Raw genomic sequence first — 25126 nt, 5'->3', positions numbered from 1 at the left:
CTCGATGTGACCGGTGCCATATTTAACCCGTGAACCTGTCAGACAGCCGGACAGCAGGACAGCCCGTCCCGCGTAGCGCCGCAGCCCCGCCGCTTACCCGGCTCAGTGCCGCCGAAGCTGTCTTCAAAACCCTCCGCGCAGAAATCGAGTCGGGATTCCTGGCGTTGGGCACCAAGCTCGAGTCCGAGGCCGCACTGTCCCAGCGCTACAGCGTCAGCCGTTCAGTCATCCGCGAGGCCTTGCGGTCTTGCACGGCTTTGGGCCTCACCGTGACCAAAACGGGAAAGGGCACGTTCGTGGTGGCCAACAAGGTGGCCAACGACCTCACGCTGGGCCAATACTCGGCACGGGACCTCACCGAAGCCCGCCCCCACATCGAAATCCCGGCTGCTGGGCTGGCAGCTGAGCGTCGAACCGCCGAGGAAGTCGAAACGCTGCACCAGATCGTGGCCCAGATGGCCACAGAAAACGATCTCGAAGCCTGGGTGTCCCTGGACGCCAGCTTCCACGCCACCATCGCCATTGCCAGCGGAAACAAGGTCTTCGCCAAAGTGGTGACGGATATCCGCGAAGCCATGGCGCACCAGTCCGAAACCCTCAACATGGTGGCTGACCGCCAGCACGCCTCAGACCGTGAACACCAGCTCATTGTTGCGGCCATTGAATCCGGTTCTGCCGAAGAATCCCGCGCCGCCATGGCCCGGCACCTCGATGCCGTTGGCTTGGCCCTGGACTCCATTCTTAATAACTGACTCCGCACCCACCCAAGGACACCATGGACTCCCCCACGATTTCCGCTGCCCACGAGGCAGGATTTGCCCGGCACGTCCCGCTGGTCGCCGCCACCCGCGACGGCCTCGTGGAAAGCATCCACTACGGCTCAGCCATCGCCGTGGGCGCAGATGGCGCAATCCTGGCCTCTGCAGGCGAACCGCTGGCTCCTTTCTATCCCCGGTCCTCGCTGAAGCCGCTGCAGGCCGTGGCGATGGTCCGGGCGGGACTGGTCCTGCCCGCGGATCTCCTGGCTTTGGCAGCCGCCAGCCACTCCGGCGCGGCCCAGCACCGCGACGGCGCCGTCCGCACTCTCACCCTGCACGGTCGCAGCGTTGCGGACCTCGCCAACAGCACCGATCTGCCCTACGGCGTGGCCGAGCGGGAAGACTGGCTGCGGCACGGCGGCAGCGCCGGGCAGGTGACGCAGAACTGCTCGGGCAAACATGCCGCCATGGTGGCCACCTGCGTCATCAACGACTGGCCTGTCCAGGGCTACCTCAACCCCACCCATCCGCTGCAGCAGCTCGTCGCCGCCACCGTGGCCGAACTGACCGGCGAGCAACCCGCAGCGCTCAGCACTGACGGCTGCGGCACCCCGCTCTTTGCGCTCACCCTCCGCGGCATGGCCCGCGCTTTCGGCCTCATCGCCCAAGCCGCAGCGGCCGACGACGGCAGTGCGGAAGCCGCCGTCGGGCTCGCCATGCAGCAGCACCCGGATATGGTGGCCGGCGTTAGCAGGGACGTCACCGCACTCATGCGCCTACTCCCCGGATCGGTGGCAAAAGACGGTTTCGAAGGAGTGCAGCTGGTAGGCCTCCCCGATGGCCGCGCCGTGGCCGTGAAAATTTCCGACGGCGGCGATCGCGCCAGAATGCCCGCCACGGTCGCCCTCCTCGAGGCCCTCGGAGTGAATACCGAACCCCTTGCAGCCATTGCCACTGCACCCGTCCTGGGCGGCGGCCACCCTGTGGGCCGCCTACAGGCCACCGACTTTCTTACCCGGGCGGAACCAACCGGCCCCGCCCCGTCCAAGCCCGTCAACGAAGCCCCGTGAGGACCAGCATGACCACCACCCAGACCGAAGAATCCGCAGCGCTCCCCGCGTTGCGGTCCGAGCACGACCTGCTCGGTGACCGCGACGTCCCCGCAGCTGCCTACTGGGGCGTCCACACGCTCCGCGCCGTAGAGAACTTCCCTATCACGGGCCAGAAGCTAGCCTCCAACCTGCACCTGGTCCGCGGCCTGGCAGCCGTGAAACTTGCTGCCGCCCGGACCAACCGCGAGCTGGGCCTGCTGGACGCTGAGCGGTCAACCGCGATCGAGCAGGCCTGCACCGAAATCATGGCCGGCCAACTGAGCGACCAGTTCGTGGTGGACGTGATCCAGGGCGGTGCCGGGACGTCGTCGAACATGAACGCCAACGAGGTCATCGCCAACCGCGCGCTGGAAATCCTGGGCCATGCGAAGGGTGACTACGCCCGGCTGCACCCCAACGACCACGTGAACCTCAGCCAGTCCACCAACGATGTCTACCCCACGGCGGTGAAGCTCGGCACCATCTTCGCCGCCCGGGAACTCCTCGACGCACTGGCCGAACTGGAAGAAGCATGCGCCACCAAGGCCCTTGAGTTCCGCACGGTGGTCAAGATGGGCAGGACCCAGCTGCAGGACGCTGTCCCCATGACGTTGGGGCAGGAATTCGGGACCTACGCCATCACCATCGGCGAGGACCGGCTCCGGCTCTCCGAAGCTGAACTACTGATCCACGAGATCAACCTCGGCGCCACAGCGATCGGCACCGGCCTGAACGCCCCCGTTGGCTACGCCGAGGCAGCCTGCCGGCACCTGGCCGCCATCACCGGTCTGCCCCTGGTCACCGCACCGGACCTGATCGAAGCCACCCAGGACGTCGGCGCGTTCGTGCACCTCTCCGGTGTCCTCAAGCGCGTCGCCGTGAAACTGTCCAAGATCTGCAACGACCTCCGGCTGCTTTCCTCAGGCCCCCGCGCGGGTTTCGGTGAGATCAACCTGCCTGCTGTCCAGTCAGGTTCCTCCATCATGCCCGGCAAGATCAACCCCGTGATCCCGGAAGTTGTCTCGCAAGTGGCCTATGAAGTGATCGGTAACGACGTCACCATCACCATGGCCGCCGAAGCCGGACAACTCCAGCTCAACGCCTTCGAACCCATCATTGTGCACAGTCTCCACAAGAGCATCTCGCACCTCGAAGCAGCCTGCCGCACCCTCACGGCACGCTGCATCCGGGGAATTACCGCCAACACCGAACACCTCCGCCGTACGGTGGAACAATCCATTGGCCTTGTCACCGCCCTGAACCCCCAACTGGGCTACGCCACCGCTACCGCCATCGCCCAGGAAGCCCTCGCAACTGGGCAGGGTGTGGCAGAGCTGGTCCTTGCAAAGGGACTGCTCACCTCCGTTCAGCTCCAGGAACTCCTCAGCCCCGAACGCCTCGCAAACCTCAGCAACCAGCAGCTGGCCTGAGCCCGGCACCTCGGAAGGAAACTCCCATGACTAATCCCCCCATTCCTGACCACATCATTGATGGTGGCCATGCGCACGCCAGTGAAAACTCCCTCCACGCCGAGGACCAGGGGTATCACAAAAACCTGAAGCCGCGGCAGATCCAGATGATCGCGATCGGCGGTGCTATTGGTACCGGGTTGTTCCTCGGTGCTGGTGGCCGTTTGGCTGAGGCCGGCCCGTCGCTGGTCATTGCTTACGCGGTGTGTGGTTTCTTCGCGTTCCTGATCCTCCGAGCCCTCGGCGAGCTTGTCTTGCACCGGCCTTCGTCTGGTTCGTTCGTGTCCTATGCCCGCGAGTTCTTCGGCGAGAAGGCCGCGTTCGTCTCCGGTTGGTTCTACTGGATCAACTGGGCCACCACCACCATCGTGGACATTACTGCCGCCGCCATTTACATGAACTTCTTCGGCAACTACGTCCCCTGGATGGCTGCCGTCCCGCAGTGGGCGTGGGCGCTGATCGCCCTAGTCGTAGTCCTCTGTCTGAACCTGGTGTCCGTGAAAGTCTTCGGCGAGATGGAATTCTGGTTCGCCCTGATCAAGGTCGCCGCCCTCGTGGCATTCCTCCTGGTGGGCACCTACTTCGTCATCTTCGGGACCCCCGTGGACGGCCAAGAAGTGGGCCTGACCCTCATCACCGACAACGGCGGGATCTTCCCCAACGGCCTGTTGCCCATGATCATCCTCATGCAAGGTGTCTTGTTCGCCTACGCCTCCATTGAACTGGTGGGCACCGCAGCCGGCGAGACGGAAAACCCACACAAGATCATGCCCAAGGCCATCAACTCGGTAGTTTTCCGGATTGCCGTGTTCTACGTTGGCTCCATCATCCTGCTGGCCCTCCTGCTGCCGTACACGTCCTACCAGGCTGGCGTCAGCCCGTTCGTGACGTTCTTTGGCTCCATCGGGGTTGAAGGCGTGGACGTCATCATGAACCTGGTGGTCCTCACGGCAGCACTGTCCTCGCTGAATGCCGGCCTGTACTCCACCGGGCGTATCCTGCGTTCCATGTCCGTGAACGGCTCGGCCCCCAAGTTCGCCTCCCGGATGAACAAGGCCGGCGTCCCGTACGGCGGCATTGCCATCACCGCCGCAGTGTCCCTCCTCGGCGTCCCACTGAACTACCTAGTCCCCGCCGACGCGTTCGAAATCGTCCTCAACGTCGCCTCCGTGGGCATCATCATGACGTGGGCCACCATCGTCCTGTGCCAACTCCAACTCAAGCGCTGGGCCGACAAGGGCTGGTTGGAGCGGCCCAGCTTCCGACTGTTCGGCGCCCCCTACACCGGATACCTCTCGCTGCTGTTCTTGGTAGGTGTGCTGATCATGGTGTTCATCGATTCACCCCTGACCATGCTCGTCACCGGCATCGCCTCGGCCCTGATGGTGGTGGGCTGGTTTGCCTGCCGGAAACGGATCAGGGAAATCGCCAGCACCCGGCAGGGATTCACCGGCACAGCTCCCGTCATCGCCAATCCACCGGCAGACACATTCAAGAACAAGTAACGCAGCATGTGGCAGGGTTGCTCCAGAGGAGTGACCCTGCCCTTGCCTTACGCGGGCAGACCTCCCACGACCTCGCATGTTCAACGACGAACCTCCCGGGAGGGAAGCCATGACCAACTGGCGCATCAGGGATTTCCATTCGGCTGACCTGGACGGCATCCTGCACCTCTGGGAATCGCTCAAGGCCACCAACGTGGAACCGGTCTACGCCCTGTCCGAGGTCCTTGCGTCCTGCGAGAAGGACCATGCCGTGGTGGCGGTGCAGGGCGATCAGGTGGTGGGTGCCGCAGTAGGTCGCGCCGCCCACGACCAGGGTTGGATCGTTTTCCTGGCCACCCTGCCCGAGTTCCGCGGCCGGGGCATCGGCACGTCCCTGTTGGCCGCTGTGGAACATCGGATGGCACCGCATGGACTCAACAAGCTCTCGGCCCTCATGCCGGAGTCCGAAACCCGGGTGGAAGCCTTCCTTGGTCGCGGTTTTGCGCTGAAAAAGAACCTACGCTATTTCGAACGGACCATTCCTGTCCAGCGCCAGGAGCTCGGCGCGCTCGGTCAGCTGGGCGGCAGGGTCCTGGCCCGTGACCTCTGGGAAAACGTTGCCGGTATGCGCAAGGAAAAGGAGCTCCTGGAACGTCGGCTTGTCCTTCCGCTGGCCGAGGCCGACCTCGCCGACGAATTTGGCGTGGTGCCGCCGCGGGCGGTGGTGCTCTTCGGCCCGCCCGGTACGGGCAAGACCACCTTCGCCAAGGCCATCGCCTCCCGGTTGGAATGGCCATTCGTCGAGGTCTTCCCCAGCCGGCTCGCGGCCGATCCGCAAGGCCTGGCTGGCGCCCTCCGCGAGACTTTTCTGGAGATCGCGGAACTCGAGCATGCCGTGGTGTTCATCGACGAGGTGGAGGAAATTGCCTCCCAACGATCCGGTGAGCCACCGTCTCCCTTGCAAGGCGTCACGAACGAGCTGCTGAAAATCATTCCTACGTTCCGCGAGCAACCCGGCCGGCTGCTTGTCTGCGCCACCAACTTCATCCGCGCGCTAGACACTGCGTTCTTGCGGCACGGCCGCTTCGACTACGTCATTCCGATCGGCCTCCCGGACCGGCAGGCGCGCGGAGCCATGTGGCAGCGCTTCATCCCCGAGGCCGTCGTCGACTCCGTTGACGTGCAACTCCTAGTGGAACGTACTGAGGGGTTCTCGCCCGCTGATATCGAGTACGCAGCCCGCAGCGCTTCCCAGCGCGCGCTGGAAAAAGCGGTGTACGACGACGGCGGTTCCGACTTCGAGGGCACCGACAGGTCCGGGGGTACTGGCACCGCCCACCACACTGGCGCCCGCACCTCTCGAACGGGAGCAACCACCCGGCGCGGCCCCGTCACCCAGGACTACCTAGACGCCATCAGCGAGACCCGAACCACCGTCAGCGCAGAGGTCCACGAGGACTTCCTGGTGGATATCGACGCGCTGGGGCGAGTCTAGGAACCGCTGACAGCGTCGGCGTCACTGTCAGCATCAGCAACGTCGTCGGCAGCGCTGTCGGCTGTGTTGTCATCATCAGCGTGTGAGCTAGTGGCGTCCCTGCCAGTATCGGCCGCGTTGGCGCCGTCGGCAGCGGCGCCGGCGTCCGCGTAGTTATTGTCGTCGTCGCCATCATCGACGGCGGACAACTTGTCGAGCACCGGCAGCAGCCACGGGTTGATGCGTTCCAGAATCATGCGGACGTCCTCTGCAGGCACGGCAGCGTAAAGGACCGGGCGGGCGTCGCGGTATTTTGTGACTGGCGGCTTGCCTGGCCACTTCGCGGCGAGGGCTTTGACGCGTTCGGGCAACGAATTGTGCGCGTTGTCTGCGATCTTGACGAGCGTGGCATCGCGGTCATCGGCGATCTCACGGATGATGGCGGCGTAGTCGTCCGGGTTCTCATGCAGGCGATTGGTGAGCCGTTCAATGGTTTCCACGGCGCGCTCGGAGACGCCCATCTCCAGCAGCGCCTGCCTGGTCATGGGGGTGTCTTCGGCGATGTCGTGCAGGTAGCCCGCGATCTGGATGTCGTCGTCGAAATCCGCCAATGCGTCCCCTACTGCCAGCACGTGCTCACGGTAAGGGCGTTTGAGCTTGTCCTTTTGCCGGTCGTGGGCCACCTCGGCCAACACGCGGGCGGTGGCTACGGTGAATCTGGGCATGGACTCGTCTGGCTGATCTGCTGGCATACTCCAAGCCTAGGCTCATTGGCCGGTCGGTTGCTGCCATATCCACGGTTCACGGGGCAGGCGAGCCGGGTGGAAGTCTGCGAGCGCGCCCGCCAGGGACGGAGCGGCCAGTCCCAGTGAGGCAAGGATCAGCTCCCGGACCGTTTCGGCTGGCATCCCCAAAGCCGCCAGATCGGTCAGCGTCACGGCCCCGTCCCGCTTAGCCAACCGTGCCCCGGCAGCATTGAGCACCAGCGGAACGTGGAAGTATTCCGGTGTTGGAATACCCAGGAGAGAGCCGAGGTACGCCTGCCGGGGAGTGGACGGCAACAGGTCGTCGCCCCGGACCACCTGGTCAATTCCTTGTGCGTCGTCGTCCACCACCACCGCCAAGTTGTAGGCGGTCACACCATCGTTACGCCGGAGCACAAAATCGTCCACCACCCCCCGGTACGTGCCGCGCAGGCCATCCTGGACAGTGACGCTTTGTACTGCTGCGCGGAGCCGGATTGCCGCGGGCCTGCTGGCGCTTTTAACGGCGCGATCGGCGCGGCTGAGCTCCCTGCAGGTGCCCGGGTAGGCGCCCAGCGGCGCGTGCGGGGCCGACGGCGCCTCCTGGATTTCGCGCCGAGTGCAGAAGCATTCGTAGGTGAGTCCGCTGGCTGCCAGCTGTTGGATGGCATTCTCATACAGCCCAGAGCGGTCCGTCTGACGGACGATGCCACCGTCCCAATCAAGGCCAAGAGCGGCCAGATCACGGAGTTGCGTCGCTTCAGAACCTGCCCGCGCCCGGTCCAGGTCCTCTACCCGCATCAGGAAGCGCCGGCCGGTAGACCTGGCGAAGAGCCATGCCAGGACAGCCGTCCGGAGATTGCCTACATGGAGGTCCCCGGAAGGGCTCGGCGCGAATCGGCCAGCAGAAGTCATGGCCCAAGCCTAGGCTGAACAGCGCAAGGGCCCCTCAGCGACCGAGGACTCTGGTGGATGTCCTCGATGGCTCAGGGGCCCTTGGCGTTGGCTGGAACAGGAGCGGAATGACACAGCGTGAACAAGAGTCAATCAGCGGGCAACCTCCTGGCGGGGAGGCGGATACAGCGTCCGGGTGGTGTGCCGGTGGAGCCGGTAGCCGTAGGATCGGGGCGGTAGCCCGTGACCTGTTGCCAATATTTCACCATCACACCAGCAGACCGCGCAACAGGCTAGTGTTTATCTAGTCAGACTGATCAGTGGATCATCCAATACCAGGCAGGAAATGATCAGATTGCCCCAACTCGACAGCACGGACAAGCGAATCCTTGGCGCACTCGACCAGGACCCGCGGATGCCCATCATGGTCCTAGCCCAAAAGTTGGGGCTGGCCCGCGGAACGGTGCAGACCAGGCTGGAACGAATGAGCGAGTCCGGCGCGCTCCGGCCCAACAGCAGCCGGGTCACCCCGGCCGCCCTGGGCCGTGGCGTGGCGGCCGCCGTCAGCGCCGAACTGGACCAGAGCCACCTCAATGAGGCCATCGCTGCCTTGCGGAACATTCCCGAGGTCCTCGAATGCCACGCCCCAGCCGGAGACACTGACCTGCTCATCCGCGTGGTAGCCACCAGCCCCGATGACCTGTACCGGGTCTCCGAGGAGATCCGGCTCTGCCCGGGAATTGTCCGCACCTCCACCAGCATGTTCCTGCGCGAGGTCATTCCGTACCGCACCACCGGCTTACTGACCGGCTAGCCGAAACCAGCCGGCCGGGGAGATCTACCCATCGCGGCACCGCGCCTTCCCGGTTAGGCTGGCGGAGGATCCAACTCGGAGGGACACATGGCGGGGACTTTCTATGGCAGCGATGTTGCCCAACTCCGGCAACTCGCCAAAGAACTTACTGGCGGCGCCACCCGCCTCACTACGCTCAGCCAGCAGTTGGGCGGGACCATCGGTGCAAGCCCTTGGAAGGGGCGCGACGCCGATCGGTTTCGGAGCGATTGGACCGGCAGTCATGTGAAATTCTTGAAGTCCGCTACCGCCGGACTGGAAGCTGCGGCCAAGGCGCTGCTAGCCAACGCCGACGAGCAGGAGAAGGCCAGCAGCAGTTCGGCTGGACAGGGTTCAGGCGGCCCGGGATCTAGCGGACCCGGCCCGGGTGACACCGACGCAGCGGCGCAGGCACTGACGGACAAGCTCACCGCGATGACGCCCGATGAGCGGGCCGCCTACCTGCAGAGCCAGGAGTTCAGCGAGTGGGCGCTGGCTCATCCTGACGCCGCCAAGGCCGCCATGGACGCGGCCGCCGACTCCGGCCTGATCGAGAAGAACTCGCGGGAGTACGCCACCTTCCTCAGTTCCTACTGGAACAACCAGGCCCTGCTGGACATGGGCATCGACCTGGCCGCTTGGGACACCGCGAAGGGAACCGAGGCCAACTGGGACACCATTCGCAGCGTCTACGACTACTACGGCCAGGCGTACCTCGCGAACCCTGACCTCCAGTGGGCAGGCATGGCCAACATGATCGGCCCGTCCTTTGCGGGCGGCTTCCGAGACATGGCAATGCTCAGGGACATCGCCCAGCAGATCGCCAACAATCCGGTCTCAGACGTGCCACTGCCCATCCTGGACCAGATCGAAGACCTCGCCACCATGACGGATGAGGAAATCCGGTTCTACGAAACCAGCATGCTGGACATGAACAAGGAAATCTTCCTCGACCAGGCCCGGCAGCACCAGGCCTACCAAACCGGCGGAATCGAGGAGATCAACCGGCTCCGCGATTCAGGAGCCATCGACGCCGGCACCGCCGATGCGTGGGCCGACATCGCCTCCGGCGACCCGGACCGCGTCCAAGAAGGCAACACCTCACTGTTGTACCGCGAGCAAAACGAGATCATCGCCGATGATTACGACGCGATGCGCAGCCATCCCGGTGGCGAAGCCGTTACGTACCTGGTCACGTTGGCGGGCGAACCGTCCATCCCGGGGGCCAAGAGCTACCCGGAAGTGTTCCCCTATACGTTCAGCGTCGAAAGCCCCGGCCCGCAGAACGTTCCCTTTACCAACTGGGACAACCCCACCCAGTTCCGCACCGACTTCACCACTGGCTTCCCTGACGGCAACATTGCCAATGCGGACCAGCGCTGGGAACTCATCCGCCAGGACACCCTGCCCGCCTACCAAAACCTACTGGCCACCGACCCGGACCGGGCAGCCGCCATCATCGGCTCGAGCTTCGATGACCGGGTGGAGCAGTACCGGCCCACCAACAACATTCCGGGCATCATGGATCGGTTCGTTGACGGCTTCGGCGCGGAGGTGCACCAGTGACCTGGCCGCACCCTCCCGACACTCAATCATCAAAGCGGCGGGCCGCCGTCGTCCGCCTGATCCTTCCGGTCGTTGCAGCCGGGCTGGCCTTGAGTGGCTGCCAATCCGTCCCAGATCCCACCACCAGCCCCACCTCGCAGGAGAGCACCGTGAAAACTTCCGAATTCTCCACCCTGGACGCCGCCGGCGTGGACAGCATCCGCGCGTCCGGCGCAGCGAAACTCGACATGAGCTCGGGCAAATTGGAAAAGTCCGCCGTCCAGGTCACCCCGGACAGCTTTGGCCCGGAGATCAACACCCGCGACGCCGGCAAGATCGCCTTGAGCATCACGGCGCCCGATGGGGAGATCACCGCGCAGACCGACCGGATCCGGTTCAACACCACTGCAAGCCGGTCCGACTTCAGCGAAGTCACGTTCTTCCTGACCGCTGCGTCAGACCAAGAGTATTTCGGCCTGATCCGTGATGCCGTGACACGCTATGGCATCGATGCCGGCTCCGCCGAACGCTGGATTTCCGGCACCGAGGCGGATCCCAGCGGGAAGAGCGACTTTGCCATCACCGCGGGGACCAGCACGGGCCTTGAGGTCACCTACGACCTGCGCTTCAACGGCGAAACAGGCTCACGCGTCATCATGGTCCACGTCCGGCCCCTCGACTAGCGCCGGTCAAGATCCAAGCCCGGCTGTGGCGCCTGCCTAGACTGGCGGACCAGCGTTGGACTTGAGGTTCTTCATCACCAGGGTTGAGGTGAGCCGCTCGACGCCGGGCAGAGACGTCAGCTCGGCGTCGTAGAACCGCTGGTAGGCGGGCAGGTCCGCGGCAATCACCTTCAGCAGGTAGTCCGGCGAGCCGAATAACCGCTGCGCCTCCACCACCTGCGGGCTTTCAGCCACGCGACTTTCGAAAATTTCCATGGTGGCCCTGTCCACCTGCCGGAGGGTCACGAAGACGCTGGCCTCAAACCCGAGTCCGACGGCGGCCGGGTCGATATCTGCCCGATAGCCGCGGATCACCCCCGAACGCTCCAGATCGCGCAGCCTTCGATGGCAGGGCGCCACCGTCAATCCGACCTTGGCCGCAAGCGCCGTGGCCGTCATCCGGCCATCCTCGCGAAGGTGGCGCAAGATATTCCTGTCAATATGGTCAATCACGCAATAATAATATTGCTTCGGCCGCTCAGAGCGCTAAATTTGGACAGCACTTTTGGCCTGAACCTTCCTAAAGTTTTCCTGTAGCCAACCGCCGACAGGAGACCCATGAATCCCGAACTGTTCCTCGCCTTCATGCTGGTTGCCGTGGCGTTGGCCTGCACGCCCGGCGTGGACTGGGCTTACTCCATCACGGCAGGGCTGCGGCAGCGGAGTTTCGTGCCGGCGGTGGCGGGTCTCTGCAGCGGCTACGTCCTGCATACCGTCCTGCTCGTGGCTGGCTTGGCCGCGTTGCTCACCGGAGTGCCGGGGGTCTTGGGCTGGCTCACTCTTGCAGGTGCCGCTTACCTGATGTGGCTTGGCGCCAGCACGCTCCGCTCTTGGCGTGGCGCCAGCTTTGAAGCAGGAGCTGCCAGCGCCGGCGCAACCCAGCTGCGGACTTTTTTCCAGGGGATGGGCACCAGCGGGATCAATCCCAAGGGGCTGCTGTTCTATGTGGCGTTGATTCCGCAGTTCGTCAGCGCCGAGGCCACCTTCCCAGTGCCGGTGCAGTCAGGGTTGTTGGGCTTGACCTTCGTGGCCTTGACCGCCTTGGTCTACACAGCCGTGGCCATGCTGGCCCGGTCCATTCTGCAGAGCCGGCCAGGCGCCGCGCGGGTGGTGACGCTCAGCAGCGGGGTGATCATGCTGGGCCTGGGCGGTGTGCTCCTGGCCGAACAGGTGGTACCCCTATTGGTTCCCTTGGTCCCCGCCTAGCCGCTCCCACTCCTGCTTCCAGATCCTGCGCTGATCGTGGTCGCGCCGGATCCGCTCCACCTCGTCAATGTCCCGGCGCGATTTGGCCGGGTCTTGGCGTCTGGCCCATTCCTTGGGAGACAGGTTCCTTTTGCTGGCATCCAAGAGCAACGCCGCCCGGTCAGAGATGGCATCGTTGCGGAGCAGCAGGGCCGTTCCGCGGCGCCGAAGGATCTCGTTGATGGCCTCTTGCGCTTCCTCGAGCCAGCCCTCCTGGCGAAGGGCGCGGGCCCTCACCAACAGCAGGGCGGCGGAAAGATCGTCCTCGTTGAGCAGGCCCTCGGTCCACGCGATGACGGCCCCACTGCGGCCCAGGCCCAAAGCGAGTGAACTGCGCGCCAACGCGGTGGGTAACGACGGCGGCAGGCCGGCCAACGTGTTCAGCGCATCGTCGGCGCGGCCTATTTCGCGCAGCGCGTGGGAGAGCGCCAACAGCACCGACTCCTCGCTGAACAGCACCGGAACCTCAACTTTTTCGGCGACCTCCACCCGAGTGACCACCCGCGAAAGGTAGGTCTGCGCGTAGTGGTTCGCGTCGTCGTCGTTCCTTACCGAGAGCCCCCGGCGCAACAGTTCCGAAGCCTGCCGGAAACCCTTGTTGCGGTAGGCCTGCAAGCCTGCCAGCAGATGCCCCACGCCCGCCCAGCCCGGGTAGGTGCGGGTCAACGCGAGCAGCTTCTCCGGCTGTCCGGAGGAGTAGACCGCATGGTGGAAGGCCTTGGCCGTCCTCGATTCCCGGCGCTGTAGCCGCGGCACCTCGCCATCGACGGACAGCGGTGTCGATTCCCGGCCGCCCAGCATGCCGGAGAGCAGTCCACCCACGGTGTCCGTGAGGCCCCGGACCGGGGTCCACAACTGGGGCTGGCCAAAGGGGGTGAGGTCGCGGGTGTCCTGATAGATCGGCCCGGAATCCCCAACACTCATGCCTCCATGCTATCCAAGGGCGCGGCCTCCGCCGCCGTCCCCCAGGATGATTCAGGTGTTCGCGGCAGCCACCCACACGCCGATCACCCAGGTGCTGGCAGCCAAAGTGGCCAGGCCGCACTCCACCAGCATGCCCACTCCGGTGGCCTTCAGTGCCGCCCAACTGCCGGTAAGTGCTTTGCGGGGTGCATGCGTCCGGATGAGTTCACTGATCAGGAGACCAAGCGCGAATCCGATGAAGAGGCCCACCACTGGAATCACGAACATGCCCACGAGGCCGAGGGCCAGTCCAACCAGGACACTTCGGCCTGGGATCGCGTGCTGCTTGAGTTTCCGGCCCGTGAGCACCGCGCTGGCCGTCATTCCGGCGACAACAAAGGCCATACCGATCGCGAAGACCACCCAACCGGCGGTGCCGGCGCCACCCCAGATGGCCCAGGCCAAAAGGCTGGCGCCGATCAAAATACTGCCGGGAAGCACCGGAATGATGGTGCCGGCAACGCCCACGGCGATGGCGATGCCACACAGGATGGTCACCACAGTGTCAGAGCTCATCCGCCCAGTCTAGGGGCGGCTGGTGGTCAATCCGCCGTGGCGGCAGCCGCCACGGGTGCACTGGCGGCCGGTGGCAACGACCGCCGCATACTTGTACGCTACCTCCGGCAGGACTTCGCGGTTGCTTATTGCAGGATTGGTTTAGGCCAGCTAGGCAGTCCTGTCCACATCAAGTGCAGTCTGATCTGCCGGCTTCAGTAACGCGCAGGCCTTTTTGAGGTCCTTGTCCGCCTGCTGCTGGGTCAGGCGTCCGTTCCGGACCGACTGGACCAGGCCGCTGACGGCAAGCAGCAGCACGGTGGCCGCACCACCGTCCCCGCAGGTCTCGGCAACTGTTGCGTGTGCCATCGCGTCCAGTTCGCGTCGCAGTTCGGTAATTTCGGTCCCCGGCACGTAGGCGGCGTTCGCCAGACACTCATCCACCGCCGGCTGCATGACCCGCAGATGGAAGATCTCCGTGACCAGGCCAGCCGGCGCCCTGCCCGATAACCTCCCCGCGGAGGCAGTCCGAGCGGCCTGCAGTTCCACGAGCTGGTGCCTGAACAGTGCCAACATCAGGTGCGCGCTCGTGGGGAAGTAACGGTAGACGGTACCGAGGGATACGTCCGCAGCTTCAGCAATATGGCTGAGGTCAACGTCGTCGAGCCCGCCACGGGCAGCCAGGGACGCAGCTTCCAAGACGCGTTGGTAGCGCAGCCGTTGGCGAGGGGCAACGGGCATGGCGGCACTTCGCGGATGATCTGGAGTCGTCTCAGGCATCTACATTTCCGAGGTTGGGAGTCTTGGAGCGGCAGCCAGGGCACCCCCGCCCGGACGGCCTGCAGTCGGCCCTAACTATACCGCAGGGTAACATTCGAGCTCCCGGCGAACTCACAGCCAGCGGAGCTACACGGCGGTCCAACCCAGCCGGGCTGGGCGTCAGGAGACGCCTTTGATCTTCACCACAAACACGGCGCCCAGCAGCCCAATGACAGCAGCAGCCATGAAGAGTGTCACGTAGCCGCCGAAGAATTGAACAGCCAGGAACGCCAGCGCGGGGGCGATCACTTGCGGCAGCGAATTGGCCACGTTGATGACCCCCATGTCCTTGCCGCGGTCCGCAGCGGTGGGCAGCACCTGGGTCAGCAGGGCGAAATCTACCGCCAGGTACGCGCCAAAGCCGACCCCCAGCACCGCCGCCCCAGCCAGCGCCCCTGGCCAGACTGGGAAGAACGCCATAATGGCTCCCGCCATCGCAATGGTGGCGGAGGAACCGATCACGAACGGCTTCCGCCGGCCCACCCTGTCACTCCACGGACCCACCAGGACGGCGGTGATCATCACCATCACCGCGTAGATCCCCGTCAGGATCAGCACACCGGTCGCCGGATCTGGATAGCCAATGACGTCCCGGAGGAAGAACAGCAGATACACAATGGTGGCTTGGTTGCCCACGTTGACCAGCAGCCGCGTGAGCCATGCCCAGCCGAAGTCCGGGTGCTCCCGGGGGCTGATATAGAAACTCTTGGCGAAGCTGCCGAGCCGGAATTTCGACCGGCCGTCCTTGGGCAAGGCGGGATCATTCCTGTGGAAGAGATAGGGCACGACAGAAAGCAGCATGGCGGCGGCGCACAGCCAGTACCCCACCATGTAGTTTCCGGTCACCACCGCACCGAACACCGCACCGGTGAGGATACCGAGGGTCTGCCCCATGGCTGCTAGGCCACCCACTCCCCCGCGCTGCGCGACAGGCACCCGGTCCGGGACCGCGGCCGTGATCGCGGCGTAGGCGGCGTTCGCCCCGAGCTGGACGAAGCACCAGAACAACACCATCAGCGCCACCGACGTTGCACCGGACATCGCCAAAAGAGCGGCCGTGGCCAAGACGGCTCCGGCAAGGATCCAAGGCGCCCGCCGGCCAAGGGGGGAAGTGGTGCGATCGGACAGGGCACCACAGAGCGGATTCGCCACCAAGGACACGGCCGCGCCACAGGCGGTAACCAGCGAGAGGATGGCCTCCTTGCTGGGGGCATCAATATCAATGGCTTGCTGGCCGATGAAAACGTTGATGGGTCCGAAGAACGCTGCGTTGATGCCAACGTTGACCAGGACCAGGCCGGTGACCCAGCGGGCCGTCACCTTGTGAGTAGGCTCGGCGAGCGCTGCCGACGAAGAATGCGCCGGGCCGGGTTCGGAAGGCAGGGAAGGCTGGGGCAGGCTCATTGACGTGCGCTCCTGAAAGGACTGGCGAGGTAGAAATCAGACTATCGTGGGCGGTACCGGACCGCCCCTAGTGGTTGGAACCAAACATCGCATCAGCTGACCCGTCAGCCCCCACTCAAAGGAGAGCCGCTATGAGCGCCGCGTCCCCATCGTCAGTACCCACCGTCAGCACTGCAGATCTTTACGACCAGCGCGGTGACGAGTTACTCTCCTTGGCTCTTCAGTTCCAGTCCCTGGGTGGCCGCTCACACTTCAGCGGCCCCGTCCGCACCATCCGCTGCTTCCAGGACAACGCCCTGGTGAAGTCCACCTTGGCTACCCCGGGCAACGGTGCCGTGCTAGTGGTGGACGGCGCCGGCTCGTTGGGCACGGCGTTAATGGGGGACATGATCGCCGAGAGCGCCGTGCTAAACGGCTGGGCCGGCGTCGTGATCAACGGCGCCATCCGTGACCGGGTTGCGTTGGCCGCGTTGGATTTGGGCGTCAAGGCCTTGGGCAGCAACCCGAAGAAAAGCGCCAAGGCCGGCGCTGGCGAGGTGGACGTGGACGTAGTGCTCGACGGCGTCCGGTTCCGTCCCGGCGCGATGGTCTGGTGCGACCCGGACGGCATCCTGGTGGAGCCCTGAGCTACGGGGTCACAGAGAAGTATTTTTTCCTTCACGGGAAGAAATGCGGGAGTAAGATAGTTACTGAAAGCAACTATTAACGCTTCCGGCCTGTACTTCTTGGAGATCCCATGCCCAAAACACCAACGGCACGCCCCGCTGGCGAGGCGCTGACCCAGCGCCAGATTGTCACCGTGATGGTGGGGTTGATGCTGGGTATGTTCCTGGCCTCGCTCGACCAGACCATCGTGTCAACCTCTATTTACACCATTGCCAACGACCTCGACGGGCTGTCCCTCCAGGCGTGGGCCACCACCGCATACCTCATCACCTCCACGGTCAGCACGCCGCTCTACGGCAAGCTGAGCGACATCTTTGGCCGCCGGCCCCTCTACCTGACGGCGATCGCCATCTTCCTCGTGGGTTCGCTGTACGCCGGATCCGTTCACTCCATGACGGAACTCGCTATTGCCCGTGGCATCCAGGGCCTGGGCGCCGGTGGCCTGCTGGCCCTGGCGTTGACCATCATTGGCGACATTGTCTCGCTTAAGGACCGCGCCAAGTACCAGGGCTACTTCATGTCGGTCTTCGGCATCTCGTCGGTGCTGGGCCCCGTGGTGGGTGGGGCTTTTGCCGGTTCCGCCAACATCTTGGGCTTTGACGGCTGGCGGTGGGTGTTCTTCATCAACATCCCCATCGGCCTAGCCGCGCTGACTGTGGTGTTCCTTTACCTGCACCTGCCAGCCAAGCACATGAAGCAGAAGATCGACTACTGGGGTGCTGCCGCTATCACCCTGGCGATCGTACCCCTCCTCCTCGTCGCCGAACAGGGACGTAGCTGGGGCTGGGCCTCCGTGAACTCGTTCCTTTGCTACGGCCTTGGTGTGGTGGGCATTGTCTGGTTCATCCTGGCGGAGCGGCGGGCCGGCGACTACGCGCTGATCCCGCTCCGGCTCTTCCGCAACACCACCTTCGGCCTGTCCTCGCTGCTGAACTTCATCATTGGCATCGGCATGTTTGGCGCGATCGCCATGCTGCCCATGTACCTGCAGCTGGTGAAGGGGCTCACCCCCACGGAAGCTGGCCTGATGATGATCACCTTCACGGTGGGTATCCTGACCGGTTCCATCACGGCTGGCCGGACCATCTCGGCGTCGGGCACCTACCGGATCTTCCCCATCGTGGGCACGGCTATCCTCACCGCGTCCGCGCTGGTGATGGGCCTGGTCCTGGGTGTGGACACCGGCCTCTGGGTACCGGGCCTCATCGCCGTGTTCTTCGGCATGGGGTTGGGCTTCTGCATGCAACCGTTGACCTTGGCCATGCAGGTCTCCGTACCGGCAAAGGACATGGGCGTGGGAACGTCCTCCGCGGCATTCTTCCGCTCTATGGGCGGCGCGGTGGGCACCGCCGTGTTCATCTCGATGCTTTTCAGCCTCGCAGCCAGCAAGATCGCTGATGGGATGAAGTCGGCCCTGACCAGCGCCGACTACCAAGCCGTCCTCAAAGACCCGGCCGTGGCGGCCGATCCTGCCAATGCCAAGCTGTACGAGTTCTTCCAGAACGGCGCTTCCAACGATTCCCTCAATGACACCAGCTGGCTGCATACCGCCAACAGCACCTTGACGCGGCCCATCACCGAGGGCTTTGCCGGGGCAATCGACACCGTCATGCTGACCGCGGCCATCCTCACGGGTGTGGCGTTCCTCATCAGCTTTGCGCTTCCCAACAAGAAGTTGACAGACCCGAAAGCGGCCCGGGAGCCTGCTGCGGCGCACTGACCGCCCAGTTCTCCGGCAATCCGAAACGGGAGGCACCACCATTGGTGCCTCCCGTTTCGTTTCTCCCCCGGACAAACCCGTGGAACACTGACAGAGGTGCGCCGGACTGGAACGCCGACCCTGAGGCCGACGTTGCGTGCACCGTTCCTAATCGCACCACACCCCCAGGGGGCATCTTGAGCATCGAGCCAGACACTAAAATCCCACGGCGAGTCATCTGGCTGGCGCTTGCAGGCGCTGTTGGGGGCTTCCTCTTTGGCTTCGACTCCTCAGTGGTCAACGGCGCCGTCGACGCCATGCAGGACGAGTTTGCGCTTTCCGAGGCTGTGACTGGCTTCTCGGTGGCCATCGCGCTGCTGGGCTGTGCCGTGGGCGCCTACGTGGCCGGGAAGATCGCGGACCGCTACGGCCGCATCCCCGCGATGAAGCTGGGTGCACTGTTATTTCTGGTGAGCGCGATCGGTACCGGTTTCTGCTTCAGCGTCTGGGACCTGATCTTCTGGCGCTTGGTGGGTGGACTGGGTATCGGCCTTGCCTCGGTCATTGCCCCCGCTTACATCTCTGAAATCTCACCGCGGAAGGTACGCGGTCGGCTGGCCTCACTGCAGCAGCTGGCCATCACCACCGGTATCTTTGCCGCCCTGCTTTCCGATGCGGTGTTCGCCACCACAGCCGGCGGCGCTGATCAGCCGTTCTGGCTGGGCATTGAGGCGTGGCGGTGGATGTTCCTGGCAGCTGCCGTTCCCGCGGTTGTCTACGGCTGGGTGGCCTTCACCTTGCCAGAGTCCCCACGGTTCCTGGTGTTCCAGGGCAAGGAAGACCAGGCCCGGGTGGTCTTCGACTCCATTGCCCCGGCTGATGACACCGACCGGCACATCCGCGAGATCAAGGACGCGATCGCCGAAGACAAATTGGCCGGCCAAAAAGGTTCGTTGCGAGGCAAGACCTTCGGCCTGCAGGCAGTGGTGTGGGTGGGCATCACCTTGTCGGTATTGCAGCAGTTCGTGGGTATCAACGTGATCTTCTACTACTCCACTACCCTGTGGAAGGCTGTGGGTTTCCGCGAAGAGGACTCGCTGACCATCTCGGTGGCAACGGCCGTGACCAACATCTTGGTGACCCTGGTCGCCATTGCCCTGGTGGACCGGATCGGCCGCCGGCCTATCCTGCTGACCGGCTCGGTGGGAATGGCAGTATCCCTGGGCACCATGGCGCTGGCCTTCGCTTCCGCTACTGGATCTGGAGACAACATCACCCTCCCGGGTGCGTGGGGACCAATTGCCTTGGTGGCTGCCAACGTGTTCGTCATCAGCTTTGGCGCCTCGTGGGGACCCCTGGTGTGGGTCCTGCTGGGTGAAATCTTCCCGTCCCGGATCCGCGCTCGCGCCTTGGGTGTTGCAGCAGCTGCCCAATGGGTGGCCAACTTTGCCATTACCCTCAGCTTCCCGGTCATGGCTGCCGGTTCGCTTCCGCTGACGTACCTCATGTACACGGCCTTCGCGGCGGCGTCGTTCTTCTTCGTCCTGTTCAAGGTCCCCGAAACCAACGGAATGTCCCTGGAACAGGCCGAGACACTCTTCGTGCCGAAGGGCTCCAAGAAGGCGTAAGCCCCGTCCAGCCGTTCTCCTGCAGATAGGTTGGGGGAATGACTGATGCACAGGCGGTCCTTGAGGCCGGCAAGCTGGTGGTGGGCTACGGCGGTTCCCCAGTCTGCGGTGAACTGACACTCACCGTCAGGGCCGGCGAGGTCCTGGGCGTCGTGGGAATCAACGGGGCGGGGAAATCCACCGTGGCCCAGACTCTCGCAGGACGGCAGCCGCCGTTGTCCGGTGACGTCCGAATCCACGGCCTGCTGGTGGACCGTGACGCCGTGAACTTCCGCCGGCAGGTGGCGGCTGTCTTTGACGACGACCTCTTCTTCCCGTCCCTCAGCGTCGCCGAACACCTGCTGCTGGTGGCACGCGGCCATTCCTTGGCCGACCCGGAATTGCGCGTAACCGAGGAGTTGGCGTTTTTCGGGTTGGAAGACCGGGCCGCAGCAGTCCCGGACGCGCTGTCATCAGGTCAACGGCGCCGACTGCTCCTGGCGGCCGGGTTCATCAGGCCCTCCTCGCTGCTGATTCTTGACGAACCGGAGCAGCGGTTGGATCCCGTGATGCGGGACGCTCTGGCTGGCCGGATCAAGGGGCATGCTGCGGCCGGCGGCGCGACCCTGCTGGTGACGCACGACCCCGGGCTCCTTGTCCGAACCGCCTCCTCATGCCTGGTGATCAAGGAAGATGTTCTGACCGTTCCCGCGGAAGATGGGGCTGCCTTCATTGCGGGCATCTGATCCGGGGCAGCAGGTGGCTGCTGGGGCGGAGTCCGCCCTGGCGCAGGACGTGGTGGCATTTACCAGGGCACAATCACGCACCTATAACCGTTCCCTGACTTCCCTGGGGGACGCGTTTGCTGACATCTACACCTCCATTTTGGCCCTGGGCTGCGCCGCAGCGATGGCCGTGTCTCTTGTTTTCGCCCTTCGCGGGGAAATCGACGGGCGCGTCCCTGGAGCGGGCGGACTGGTCCCCAGGAGTCCGTTGGAACTGCCGTCAACCGTGCTGTGGTTCCTGATGACGTACGCGGCCCTCCTCGGCATCCTCACGGTGGCGCGCAGGCTCGGACCCATCGCCGTCACCGGCGCGCAAGGATCCTGGTGGCTGCCGTTGCCTGTGGATCGGGGCCCGATGGTGCTTCCCACTTTTCGCCGGCGGACGGTTGGGGTGGGGCTGGGGAGCGCCCTGGGGTACCTCCCCTTCAGCCTGCTCACCGGGCTTGACCTGACAGGCATCGCGCACGCCTTGGCCGCGGGTACCTTCGGGGCTGCCAGCCTGGTGGTTCTGGGGATGGCTGCACTTCTCCAGCACCGGCCGACCCTTGGGGCTCCTGCCGGTCGCCGCTACTTGGACCGACCGGCACTGGCCCAACCAAAACGGGACCCAATGGTTCATGTCCGATTAATCCTGGTTCCGGTGGCCCTGCTGCCCCGGCTTCCGGGATTCGGCTGGGAGCCGGGGGTTGCTGTCCTGGCACTGGCCGCGCTGGCCGCTGCCCTGATTCTGCGGGTTGCACTCCGCCGCGCCGGAACCATCAGCAGCGCAGAACTGATCCGTGGCGGCGCCGTGTCCGGCCATGCCGGAGCGTCGGTGTTTTTCCTCGATGCGAACGAGCTCCTCCGGGCCATGGCCGGCGAACCCCGCCCGCTGGCGGCCAGGCGTGCCGCTGGGTTGTACTGGAGGCCAGCCAGAACCCCGTGGGGAGCCCTGTTGCGGGCTGATGTGGCAGCGTTCCTTCGGCTGCAGCCGGCCGCGACAGTGCCTCTGGTGTGGCTGGCGGCCTGCGTGGCCCTGGCAATTTCCGACGCGGGCCTCCCCGCCCCTCTGCAGCTGGCTTTTGTGCTGGTTGCCGGGTGTGCGGTGGCCAGCGGGATGGGTACGGTGGCCCGCCGAACTGCGCTGCTGCCGGAGCTGGACGCCCTGCTGCCGTTGTCTCCCGCCCGGGTCCGTGCCAGCAGGATGCTGATGCCCGCGGCGGCACTGGCGTTGTGGATGGCAGCGCTGACAAGTGTGCTGGCCCTGCTGGGCGCTGGCGGGCCGCTGCTGCCGGTGCTTGGCGCCCTAGCCGGAGTGGGGATGGGCGCAGGCACTCTGCGGGGCGCCACCCGTCCGGCTGCGGACTGGACCCTGCCGCCGGTGGATACACCGATGGGCCCGGTTCCCCGGACCCAGCTGGCCTCCTTGATGCGCGGTCTCGACGCCACTGTCCTCTCGCTGCTGCCGACCGGCCTGGCCCTGTACCTGGGCCAGGCCTTGCCCGTGTTGCTGCTGGCACAGGCGGTGGTGAGCGGTGCTGCGGTGCTGCTGGTTCTGCTGTCGAACCCCGCAACGACCCCAAGCGGGCGCTAGCCGTACTCAGACCAGGTGCGGCTCGTGGCTGGTGAGGTACTTGCGGCCGCTGAATGCCACGGCGATGGCGACGGCCATGGCCACTGCGGCCGCGAAGAACGGTACCTGCGGACCGAAGTGCTCGCCGAGCTGGGCGGCAAGGAAGGGCGCTAAGGCCCCGCCCATCCAGCGGACGAAGTTGTAGCCTGCCGACGCCACCGGCCGCGGTGAGTCCGAGACGCCCATGGCCAGTTCCGTGTAGACGGTGTTGTTGACGCCCAGGAGCGCACCGGCCACGATGACCAGGACGACGACGGTACTCACCGAGGTGCCAGCCGCCAGGCCGATTCCCACCAGGTCCAGGAGGAGCAGCGTGAGGGTTCCGGTGAGGACCTTGACCGCACCGAACCGGTTTTGCAGGACGGGGGCAACGAAGACGCTGAACACCGCTACTGCAACGCCCCAGCCGAAGAACACGGAACCGATTCCGTAGGCGTCCATGCCCAAGATGAACGGCGTGAACGCGAGGATGGTGAAGAAGCCGTAGTTGTAGAACAGCCCGCTGGCAGCTGTGGTGCGCAGGCCCTTGTGGCCGAGCGCCAGAATCGGATCACGAAGACGCGTCTTCGCTGCCGGTTTGGGCGTCTTGGGTAGCAGCGCCAGGAGGGCGATGAAGGCTACTGCCATCAGCACGCCGGTGCCGAAGAACGGGGCGCGCCACTGCCAGCCACCCAGGAGTGCACCAAGGAGTGGGCCGAGGGAGATGCCGAGGCCCAGGGCAGCCTCGTACAAGATGATGGCAGTTCCGGCCCCGCCGGTAGCAACTCCCACGATGACTGCTAGCGCCGTTGCCACGAACAGGGCGTTACCCAGTCCCCAACCGGCCCGGAAGCCCACGAGTTCGTCAACACTGGTGGCCGTGCCGCTGAGCGAGGCGAAGACCACAATGATGCCTAGTCCGATCAGGAGGGTTTTCTTCCCGCCAATCCGGGATGACACCCAGCCGGTGACCAACATGGCCACCGCCGTGACCAGGAAGTAGCTGGTGAAAAGGAGCGAGACCTCACTGGGGGTGGCGTCCAGGTTCTTGGCGATCGCTGGCAGGATCGGATCCACAAGCCCGATGCCCATAAACGCGAAGACCGCCGCGATGGCGGTGGCCCAGACCGCCTTGGGCTGTTTGAGGAACGAGGCCTTCTCGGCTTGCAGGACGTCTTCTGCCGGCGCTGTTACTGCCGGCGTCGCTCCGTTGAGCGTGCCTTTCATGGGTACATCTCCTAGTACTACTTTTGTTGCTGCACCGGACGGATGGGCGGCGCAGGGTTGTTCAACCGGCTTCAGCCGGCGGCGTTGATCTTGGCCATGACGGGCAACGCCGCGGCGAGCGCGGCCCGTTCTGCCGCACTGAAGGTGCGCAAAATATCAGCGATCGCCTCGTTTCGTGCCTGGCTGGCCATGTCGACGGCGGCCAGACCGGCGGCGGTGATCGCCACCAGGACGGCCCGCGAATCGTGGGGGTCGGGATTTCGGCTGGCCAGCCCGGCTTTCTCCAGCTTGATGATCTGCTCGGTGGCACTGGGGACTTTAACCCCGAGGTTCCGGGCGATTTCACCAACGCGCACACCGCCGTCGGGCAGCATTTTGAGCAGGCTGACCTGGACCGAGCTAAGCTCACCGTCAGCGTCCAACCGGCGCACCATATAGACGCTTTGGCGCAGGTTTTCGCGGAAATCCTGGGCAAGGGCCAGAAGTTGCGGGTCGGTGGGCACGAGGGTGTTCATATTTAGGTAGCCTAATAGTTAGGGTACCTAATGGTCAAATCGAGGGCGAGACGTAAGCAGGCGGTTAGGGAGGTGCGGCTCCAGTCGGACCTATCCTGGGAAGCAAGGCGACGCTGCGCCAGCAGTTCGACTGCCACGCAACTGGACAACGGCGAACCAATATTGAGCCGAGATGAATGGAGTTTTGCAGCATGAGCCAACAGCGCAAGGGGCTGAAAATACTTATTTATGGCTCGATCGCCAGCGGAGCATTGGCGCTACTAACGGCAGTGCTGACTTCGGTTCTGTTCCAGGAAATTGAGAGCAAGGGAGACGTCACCAACGCGCAGGATTTCGGCTGGCGCGCGGTTGCGCTTGCCGTGTTGTCCGTCGTGCTATTTACTGTTTACCTGATTCGTCGCAATACTCTGAGTGAGAGGTTCAGGCAAACCCCGTGATGGGATGCCGGCGTCGCTGTAACCGGGCCCGAGGGGCCAGCGGCCTTACAGCGTCAGCTTCATTCCCTCGTGGCTGGCCGCGAATCCCAGCCGGGCGTAGAACCGGTGAGCAGCCGTGCGGGACTTGTCGGTGGTCAGCTGAACCATGGCAGCACCTCGACGCCGCGATTCGGCAAGAGCCCACTCGATCATCAGGCGCCCCAGCCCGTTCCCGCGCATGGAGCCCGCCACCCGCACCGCTTCGATCTGCGCCCGCCAGGAGCCCCGCCGAGACAATCCCGGCAGCATGCTCAACTGGAAGGTCGCCACGACCTGGGGTGACCCCTCGGGCTGGCAGATCTCCCCCACCACCAACAGGTGGGCTGGGTCGGCGTCGATGGCGGCAAAGGCTGCGAGATAGGGCTCCAGCTGGGCCGTATCTTCCCGGCCTGCAGCCAAAGAATCTTCCGCCAGCAATCCCAAAATAGCCGGGACATCCCGCACTTCGGCAGTGCGCAGCACAAACGTACCGGCAGGCGTTTCGGTGGACATCAAGTTCTGGGCAGTCGCATCCATGGCCTTCACGCTACCCCTGCCGAGGTTGTCCAGAACAAAGGAACGACGTCGGCACCCCACCGGGTGCCGACGTCGTGATTCCTGATATATAGGCCGCGCGCGGGGC

The 25126-nt window shown here is 64.7% G+C and carries 25 protein-coding genes; 15 read left to right on the top strand and 10 right to left on the bottom strand.

What is annotated here, in order from left to right; all coding sequences use genetic code 11:
• Window positions 1-29: 29 nt before the first annotated feature.
• The 5 genes from PSET11_RS03935 to PSET11_RS03915 all read left to right on the top strand — a co-directional run bounded on the left by PSET11_RS03935 (window position 30) and on the right by PSET11_RS03915 (window position 6297).
• On the top strand, window positions 30-752 hold the full coding sequence (locus tag PSET11_RS03935; RefSeq protein WP_124090810.1) for a FadR/GntR family transcriptional regulator: 723 nt from the start codon (window positions 30-32) through the stop codon (window positions 750-752).
• Between the two features lie 23 nt (window positions 753-775).
• The gene (locus tag PSET11_RS03930; RefSeq protein ID WP_124090809.1) at window positions 776-1828 is read left to right on the top strand and encodes an asparaginase; all 1053 of its coding nucleotides are present in this window, start codon (window positions 776-778) and stop codon (window positions 1826-1828) included.
• A gap of 8 nt (window positions 1829-1836) precedes the next feature.
• Complete coding sequence (locus PSET11_RS03925) at window positions 1837-3279, top strand: aspartate ammonia-lyase (protein WP_124090808.1); 1443 nt, start codon at window positions 1837-1839, stop codon at window positions 3277-3279.
• A gap of 26 nt (window positions 3280-3305) precedes the next feature.
• The gene (locus PSET11_RS03920; RefSeq protein WP_124090807.1) at window positions 3306-4823 is read left to right on the top strand and encodes an amino acid permease; all 1518 of its coding nucleotides are present in this window, start codon (window positions 3306-3308) and stop codon (window positions 4821-4823) included.
• 109 nt (window positions 4824-4932) lie between these two features.
• Complete coding sequence (locus PSET11_RS03915) at window positions 4933-6297, top strand: ATP-binding protein (RefSeq protein WP_124090806.1); 1365 nt, start codon at window positions 4933-4935, stop codon at window positions 6295-6297.
• On the opposite strand, the gene PSET11_RS03910 is transcribed toward PSET11_RS03915, so the two are convergent.
• Together PSET11_RS03910 and gluQRS are read right to left on the bottom strand one after the other, a co-directional pair.
• On the bottom strand, window positions 6294-7028 hold the full coding sequence (locus PSET11_RS03910) for an HD domain-containing protein (RefSeq protein ID WP_124090805.1): 735 nt from the start codon (window positions 7026-7028) through the stop codon (window positions 6294-6296). The two genes, PSET11_RS03915 and PSET11_RS03910, sit on opposite strands and share 4 nt — an antisense overlap.
• 15 nt (window positions 7029-7043) lie before the next feature.
• The gene (gene gluQRS, locus PSET11_RS03905; protein ID WP_124090804.1) at window positions 7044-7934 is read right to left on the bottom strand and encodes a tRNA glutamyl-Q(34) synthetase GluQRS; all 891 of its coding nucleotides are present in this window, start codon (window positions 7932-7934) and stop codon (window positions 7044-7046) included.
• A gap of 325 nt (window positions 7935-8259) precedes the next feature.
• On the opposite strand from gluQRS, the gene PSET11_RS03900 reads away from it, so the two are divergent.
• From PSET11_RS03900 to PSET11_RS03890, 3 genes are all read left to right on the top strand, one after another.
• On the top strand, window positions 8260-8727 hold the full coding sequence (locus tag PSET11_RS03900; protein ID WP_124090803.1) for an Lrp/AsnC family transcriptional regulator: 468 nt from the start codon (window positions 8260-8262) through the stop codon (window positions 8725-8727).
• Window positions 8728-8814: 87 nt separating this feature from the next.
• Window positions 8815-10311, top strand: coding sequence for a WXG100 family type VII secretion target (locus PSET11_RS03895; protein ID WP_124090802.1), 1497 nt, complete (start codon window positions 8815-8817; stop codon window positions 10309-10311).
• Between the two features lie 149 nt (window positions 10312-10460).
• Window positions 10461-10973: a hypothetical protein gene (locus PSET11_RS03890; RefSeq protein WP_345788808.1), complete on the top strand. Its 513-nt coding sequence runs from the start codon at window positions 10461-10463 to the stop codon at window positions 10971-10973.
• A 36-nt stretch (window positions 10974-11009) separates the two neighbouring features.
• On the opposite strand, the gene PSET11_RS03885 is transcribed toward PSET11_RS03890, so the two are convergent.
• Window positions 11010-11465, bottom strand: a complete 456-nt coding sequence (locus PSET11_RS03885) for an Lrp/AsnC family transcriptional regulator (RefSeq protein WP_124090801.1) — start codon at window positions 11463-11465, stop codon at window positions 11010-11012.
• Window positions 11466-11570: 105 nt separating this feature from the next.
• Here PSET11_RS03885 and PSET11_RS03880 point away from each other — a divergent pair, with 105 nt between their 5' ends.
• Window positions 11571-12218 (top strand): LysE family translocator, encoded by a 648-nt coding sequence (locus PSET11_RS03880; RefSeq protein ID WP_124090800.1) that lies wholly within the window; start codon window positions 11571-11573, stop codon window positions 12216-12218.
• On the opposite strand, the gene PSET11_RS03875 is transcribed toward PSET11_RS03880, so the two are convergent.
• The 4 genes from PSET11_RS03875 to PSET11_RS03860 all read right to left on the bottom strand — a co-directional run bounded on the left by PSET11_RS03875 (window position 12192) and on the right by PSET11_RS03860 (window position 15938).
• On the bottom strand, window positions 12192-13181 hold the full coding sequence (locus tag PSET11_RS03875; protein WP_124090799.1) for a hypothetical protein: 990 nt from the start codon (window positions 13179-13181) through the stop codon (window positions 12192-12194). The two genes, PSET11_RS03880 and PSET11_RS03875, sit on opposite strands and share 27 nt — an antisense overlap.
• A 51-nt stretch (window positions 13182-13232) precedes the next feature.
• A complete protein-coding gene (locus tag PSET11_RS03870; RefSeq protein ID WP_124090798.1) occupies window positions 13233-13736 on the bottom strand; it encodes a DUF456 domain-containing protein in 504 nt (167 codons plus the stop codon).
• A 150-nt stretch (window positions 13737-13886) separates the two neighbouring features.
• On the bottom strand, window positions 13887-14495 hold the full coding sequence (locus PSET11_RS03865; RefSeq protein ID WP_124090797.1) for a TetR/AcrR family transcriptional regulator: 609 nt from the start codon (window positions 14493-14495) through the stop codon (window positions 13887-13889).
• A gap of 159 nt (window positions 14496-14654) precedes the next feature.
• Window positions 14655-15938, bottom strand: coding sequence for an MFS transporter (locus PSET11_RS03860; RefSeq protein ID WP_124090796.1), 1284 nt, complete (start codon window positions 15936-15938; stop codon window positions 14655-14657).
• A gap of 131 nt (window positions 15939-16069) precedes the next feature.
• Between PSET11_RS03860 and rraA the strand changes: the two genes are divergently transcribed.
• The 5 genes from rraA to PSET11_RS03835 all read left to right on the top strand — a co-directional run bounded on the left by rraA (window position 16070) and on the right by PSET11_RS03835 (window position 22268).
• Entirely contained in the window at window positions 16070-16564 is a 495-nt protein-coding gene (gene rraA, locus PSET11_RS03855) for a ribonuclease E activity regulator RraA (protein ID WP_124090795.1), read from the top strand.
• A 110-nt stretch (window positions 16565-16674) separates the two neighbouring features.
• The gene (locus tag PSET11_RS03850) at window positions 16675-18324 is read left to right on the top strand and encodes an MDR family MFS transporter (RefSeq protein ID WP_124090794.1); all 1650 of its coding nucleotides are present in this window, start codon (window positions 16675-16677) and stop codon (window positions 18322-18324) included.
• A 173-nt stretch (window positions 18325-18497) separates the two neighbouring features.
• The gene (locus PSET11_RS03845; protein WP_124090846.1) at window positions 18498-19931 is read left to right on the top strand and encodes a sugar porter family MFS transporter; all 1434 of its coding nucleotides are present in this window, start codon (window positions 18498-18500) and stop codon (window positions 19929-19931) included.
• Window positions 19932-19969: 38 nt separating this feature from the next.
• Window positions 19970-20656 (top strand): ABC transporter ATP-binding protein, encoded by a 687-nt coding sequence (locus tag PSET11_RS03840; protein ID WP_124090793.1) that lies wholly within the window; start codon window positions 19970-19972, stop codon window positions 20654-20656.
• Window positions 20643-22268: a DUF6297 family protein gene (locus tag PSET11_RS03835; RefSeq protein WP_238989011.1), complete on the top strand. Its 1626-nt coding sequence runs from the start codon at window positions 20643-20645 to the stop codon at window positions 22266-22268. The genes PSET11_RS03840 and PSET11_RS03835 overlap by 14 nt, the downstream gene beginning before the upstream one ends.
• A gap of 6 nt (window positions 22269-22274) precedes the next feature.
• Here PSET11_RS03835 and PSET11_RS03830 read toward each other — a convergent pair whose 3' ends face one another.
• Together PSET11_RS03830 and PSET11_RS03825 are read right to left on the bottom strand one after the other, a co-directional pair.
• Complete coding sequence (locus tag PSET11_RS03830) at window positions 22275-23513, bottom strand: MFS transporter (protein WP_203415900.1); 1239 nt, start codon at window positions 23511-23513, stop codon at window positions 22275-22277.
• Window positions 23514-23584: 71 nt separating this feature from the next.
• Complete coding sequence (locus PSET11_RS03825; protein ID WP_124090792.1) at window positions 23585-24028, bottom strand: MarR family winged helix-turn-helix transcriptional regulator; 444 nt, start codon at window positions 24026-24028, stop codon at window positions 23585-23587.
• A 191-nt stretch (window positions 24029-24219) separates the two neighbouring features.
• On the opposite strand from PSET11_RS03825, the gene PSET11_RS03820 reads away from it, so the two are divergent.
• Window positions 24220-24465 carry a hypothetical protein gene (locus PSET11_RS03820; RefSeq protein ID WP_124090791.1) on the top strand — a complete coding sequence of 82 codons (246 nt, stop codon included), beginning with the start codon at window positions 24220-24222 and terminating at the stop codon, window positions 24463-24465.
• A gap of 45 nt (window positions 24466-24510) precedes the next feature.
• Here PSET11_RS03820 and PSET11_RS03815 read toward each other — a convergent pair whose 3' ends face one another.
• On the bottom strand, window positions 24511-25020 hold the full coding sequence (locus tag PSET11_RS03815; protein WP_238989010.1) for a GNAT family N-acetyltransferase: 510 nt from the start codon (window positions 25018-25020) through the stop codon (window positions 24511-24513).
• Window positions 25021-25126 lie beyond the last annotated feature (106 nt).

Origin of the sequence: Arthrobacter ulcerisalmonis (assembly GCF_900609065.1) — a bacterium.
Lineage (GTDB): Bacteria > Actinomycetota > Actinomycetes > Actinomycetales > Micrococcaceae > Arthrobacter > Arthrobacter ulcerisalmonis.
The sequence above is the reverse complement of the archived record's forward strand: the minus strand, read 5'-3'. Positions and strand labels throughout refer to the sequence as shown.

Excerpts from the sequence above, each read along its gene's own strand:
- PSET11_RS03930 (WP_124090809.1), top strand. The coding sequence starts at position 776 with ATGGACTCCCCCACGATTTCCGCTGCCCACGAGGCAGGATTTGCCCGG.
- PSET11_RS03925 (WP_124090808.1), top strand. The coding sequence starts at position 1,837 with ATGACCACCACCCAGACCGAAGAATCCGCAGCGCTCCCCGCGTTGCGG.
- PSET11_RS03920 (WP_124090807.1), top strand. The coding sequence starts at position 3,306 with ATGACTAATCCCCCCATTCCTGACCACATCATTGATGGTGGCCATGCG.
- PSET11_RS03915 (WP_124090806.1), top strand. The coding sequence starts at position 4,933 with ATGACCAACTGGCGCATCAGGGATTTCCATTCGGCTGACCTGGACGGC.
- PSET11_RS03910 (WP_124090805.1), bottom strand. The coding sequence starts at position 7,028 with ATGCCAGCAGATCAGCCAGACGAGTCCATGCCCAGATTCACCGTAGCC.
- gluQRS (WP_124090804.1), bottom strand. The coding sequence starts at position 7,934 with ATGACTTCTGCTGGCCGATTCGCGCCGAGCCCTTCCGGGGACCTCCAT.
- PSET11_RS03900 (WP_124090803.1), top strand. The coding sequence starts at position 8,260 with ATGATCAGATTGCCCCAACTCGACAGCACGGACAAGCGAATCCTTGGC.
- PSET11_RS03895 (WP_124090802.1), top strand. The coding sequence starts at position 8,815 with ATGGCGGGGACTTTCTATGGCAGCGATGTTGCCCAACTCCGGCAACTC.
- PSET11_RS03880 (WP_124090800.1), top strand. The coding sequence starts at position 11,571 with ATGAATCCCGAACTGTTCCTCGCCTTCATGCTGGTTGCCGTGGCGTTG.
- PSET11_RS03875 (WP_124090799.1), bottom strand. The coding sequence starts at position 13,181 with ATGAGTGTTGGGGATTCCGGGCCGATCTATCAGGACACCCGCGACCTC.
- PSET11_RS03870 (WP_124090798.1), bottom strand. The coding sequence starts at position 13,736 with ATGAGCTCTGACACTGTGGTGACCATCCTGTGTGGCATCGCCATCGCC.
- PSET11_RS03865 (WP_124090797.1), bottom strand. The coding sequence starts at position 14,495 with ATGCCTGAGACGACTCCAGATCATCCGCGAAGTGCCGCCATGCCCGTT.
- PSET11_RS03860 (WP_124090796.1), bottom strand. The coding sequence starts at position 15,938 with ATGAGCCTGCCCCAGCCTTCCCTGCCTTCCGAACCCGGCCCGGCGCAT.
- rraA (WP_124090795.1), top strand. The coding sequence starts at position 16,070 with ATGAGCGCCGCGTCCCCATCGTCAGTACCCACCGTCAGCACTGCAGAT.
- PSET11_RS03850 (WP_124090794.1), top strand. The coding sequence starts at position 16,675 with ATGCCCAAAACACCAACGGCACGCCCCGCTGGCGAGGCGCTGACCCAG.
- PSET11_RS03840 (WP_124090793.1), top strand. The coding sequence starts at position 19,970 with ATGACTGATGCACAGGCGGTCCTTGAGGCCGGCAAGCTGGTGGTGGGC.
- PSET11_RS03830 (WP_203415900.1), bottom strand. The coding sequence starts at position 23,513 with ATGAAAGGCACGCTCAACGGAGCGACGCCGGCAGTAACAGCGCCGGCA.
- PSET11_RS03825 (WP_124090792.1), bottom strand. The coding sequence starts at position 24,028 with ATGAACACCCTCGTGCCCACCGACCCGCAACTTCTGGCCCTTGCCCAG.
- PSET11_RS03820 (WP_124090791.1), top strand. The coding sequence starts at position 24,220 with ATGAGCCAACAGCGCAAGGGGCTGAAAATACTTATTTATGGCTCGATC.
- PSET11_RS03815 (WP_238989010.1), bottom strand. The coding sequence starts at position 25,020 with ATGGATGCGACTGCCCAGAACTTGATGTCCACCGAAACGCCTGCCGGT.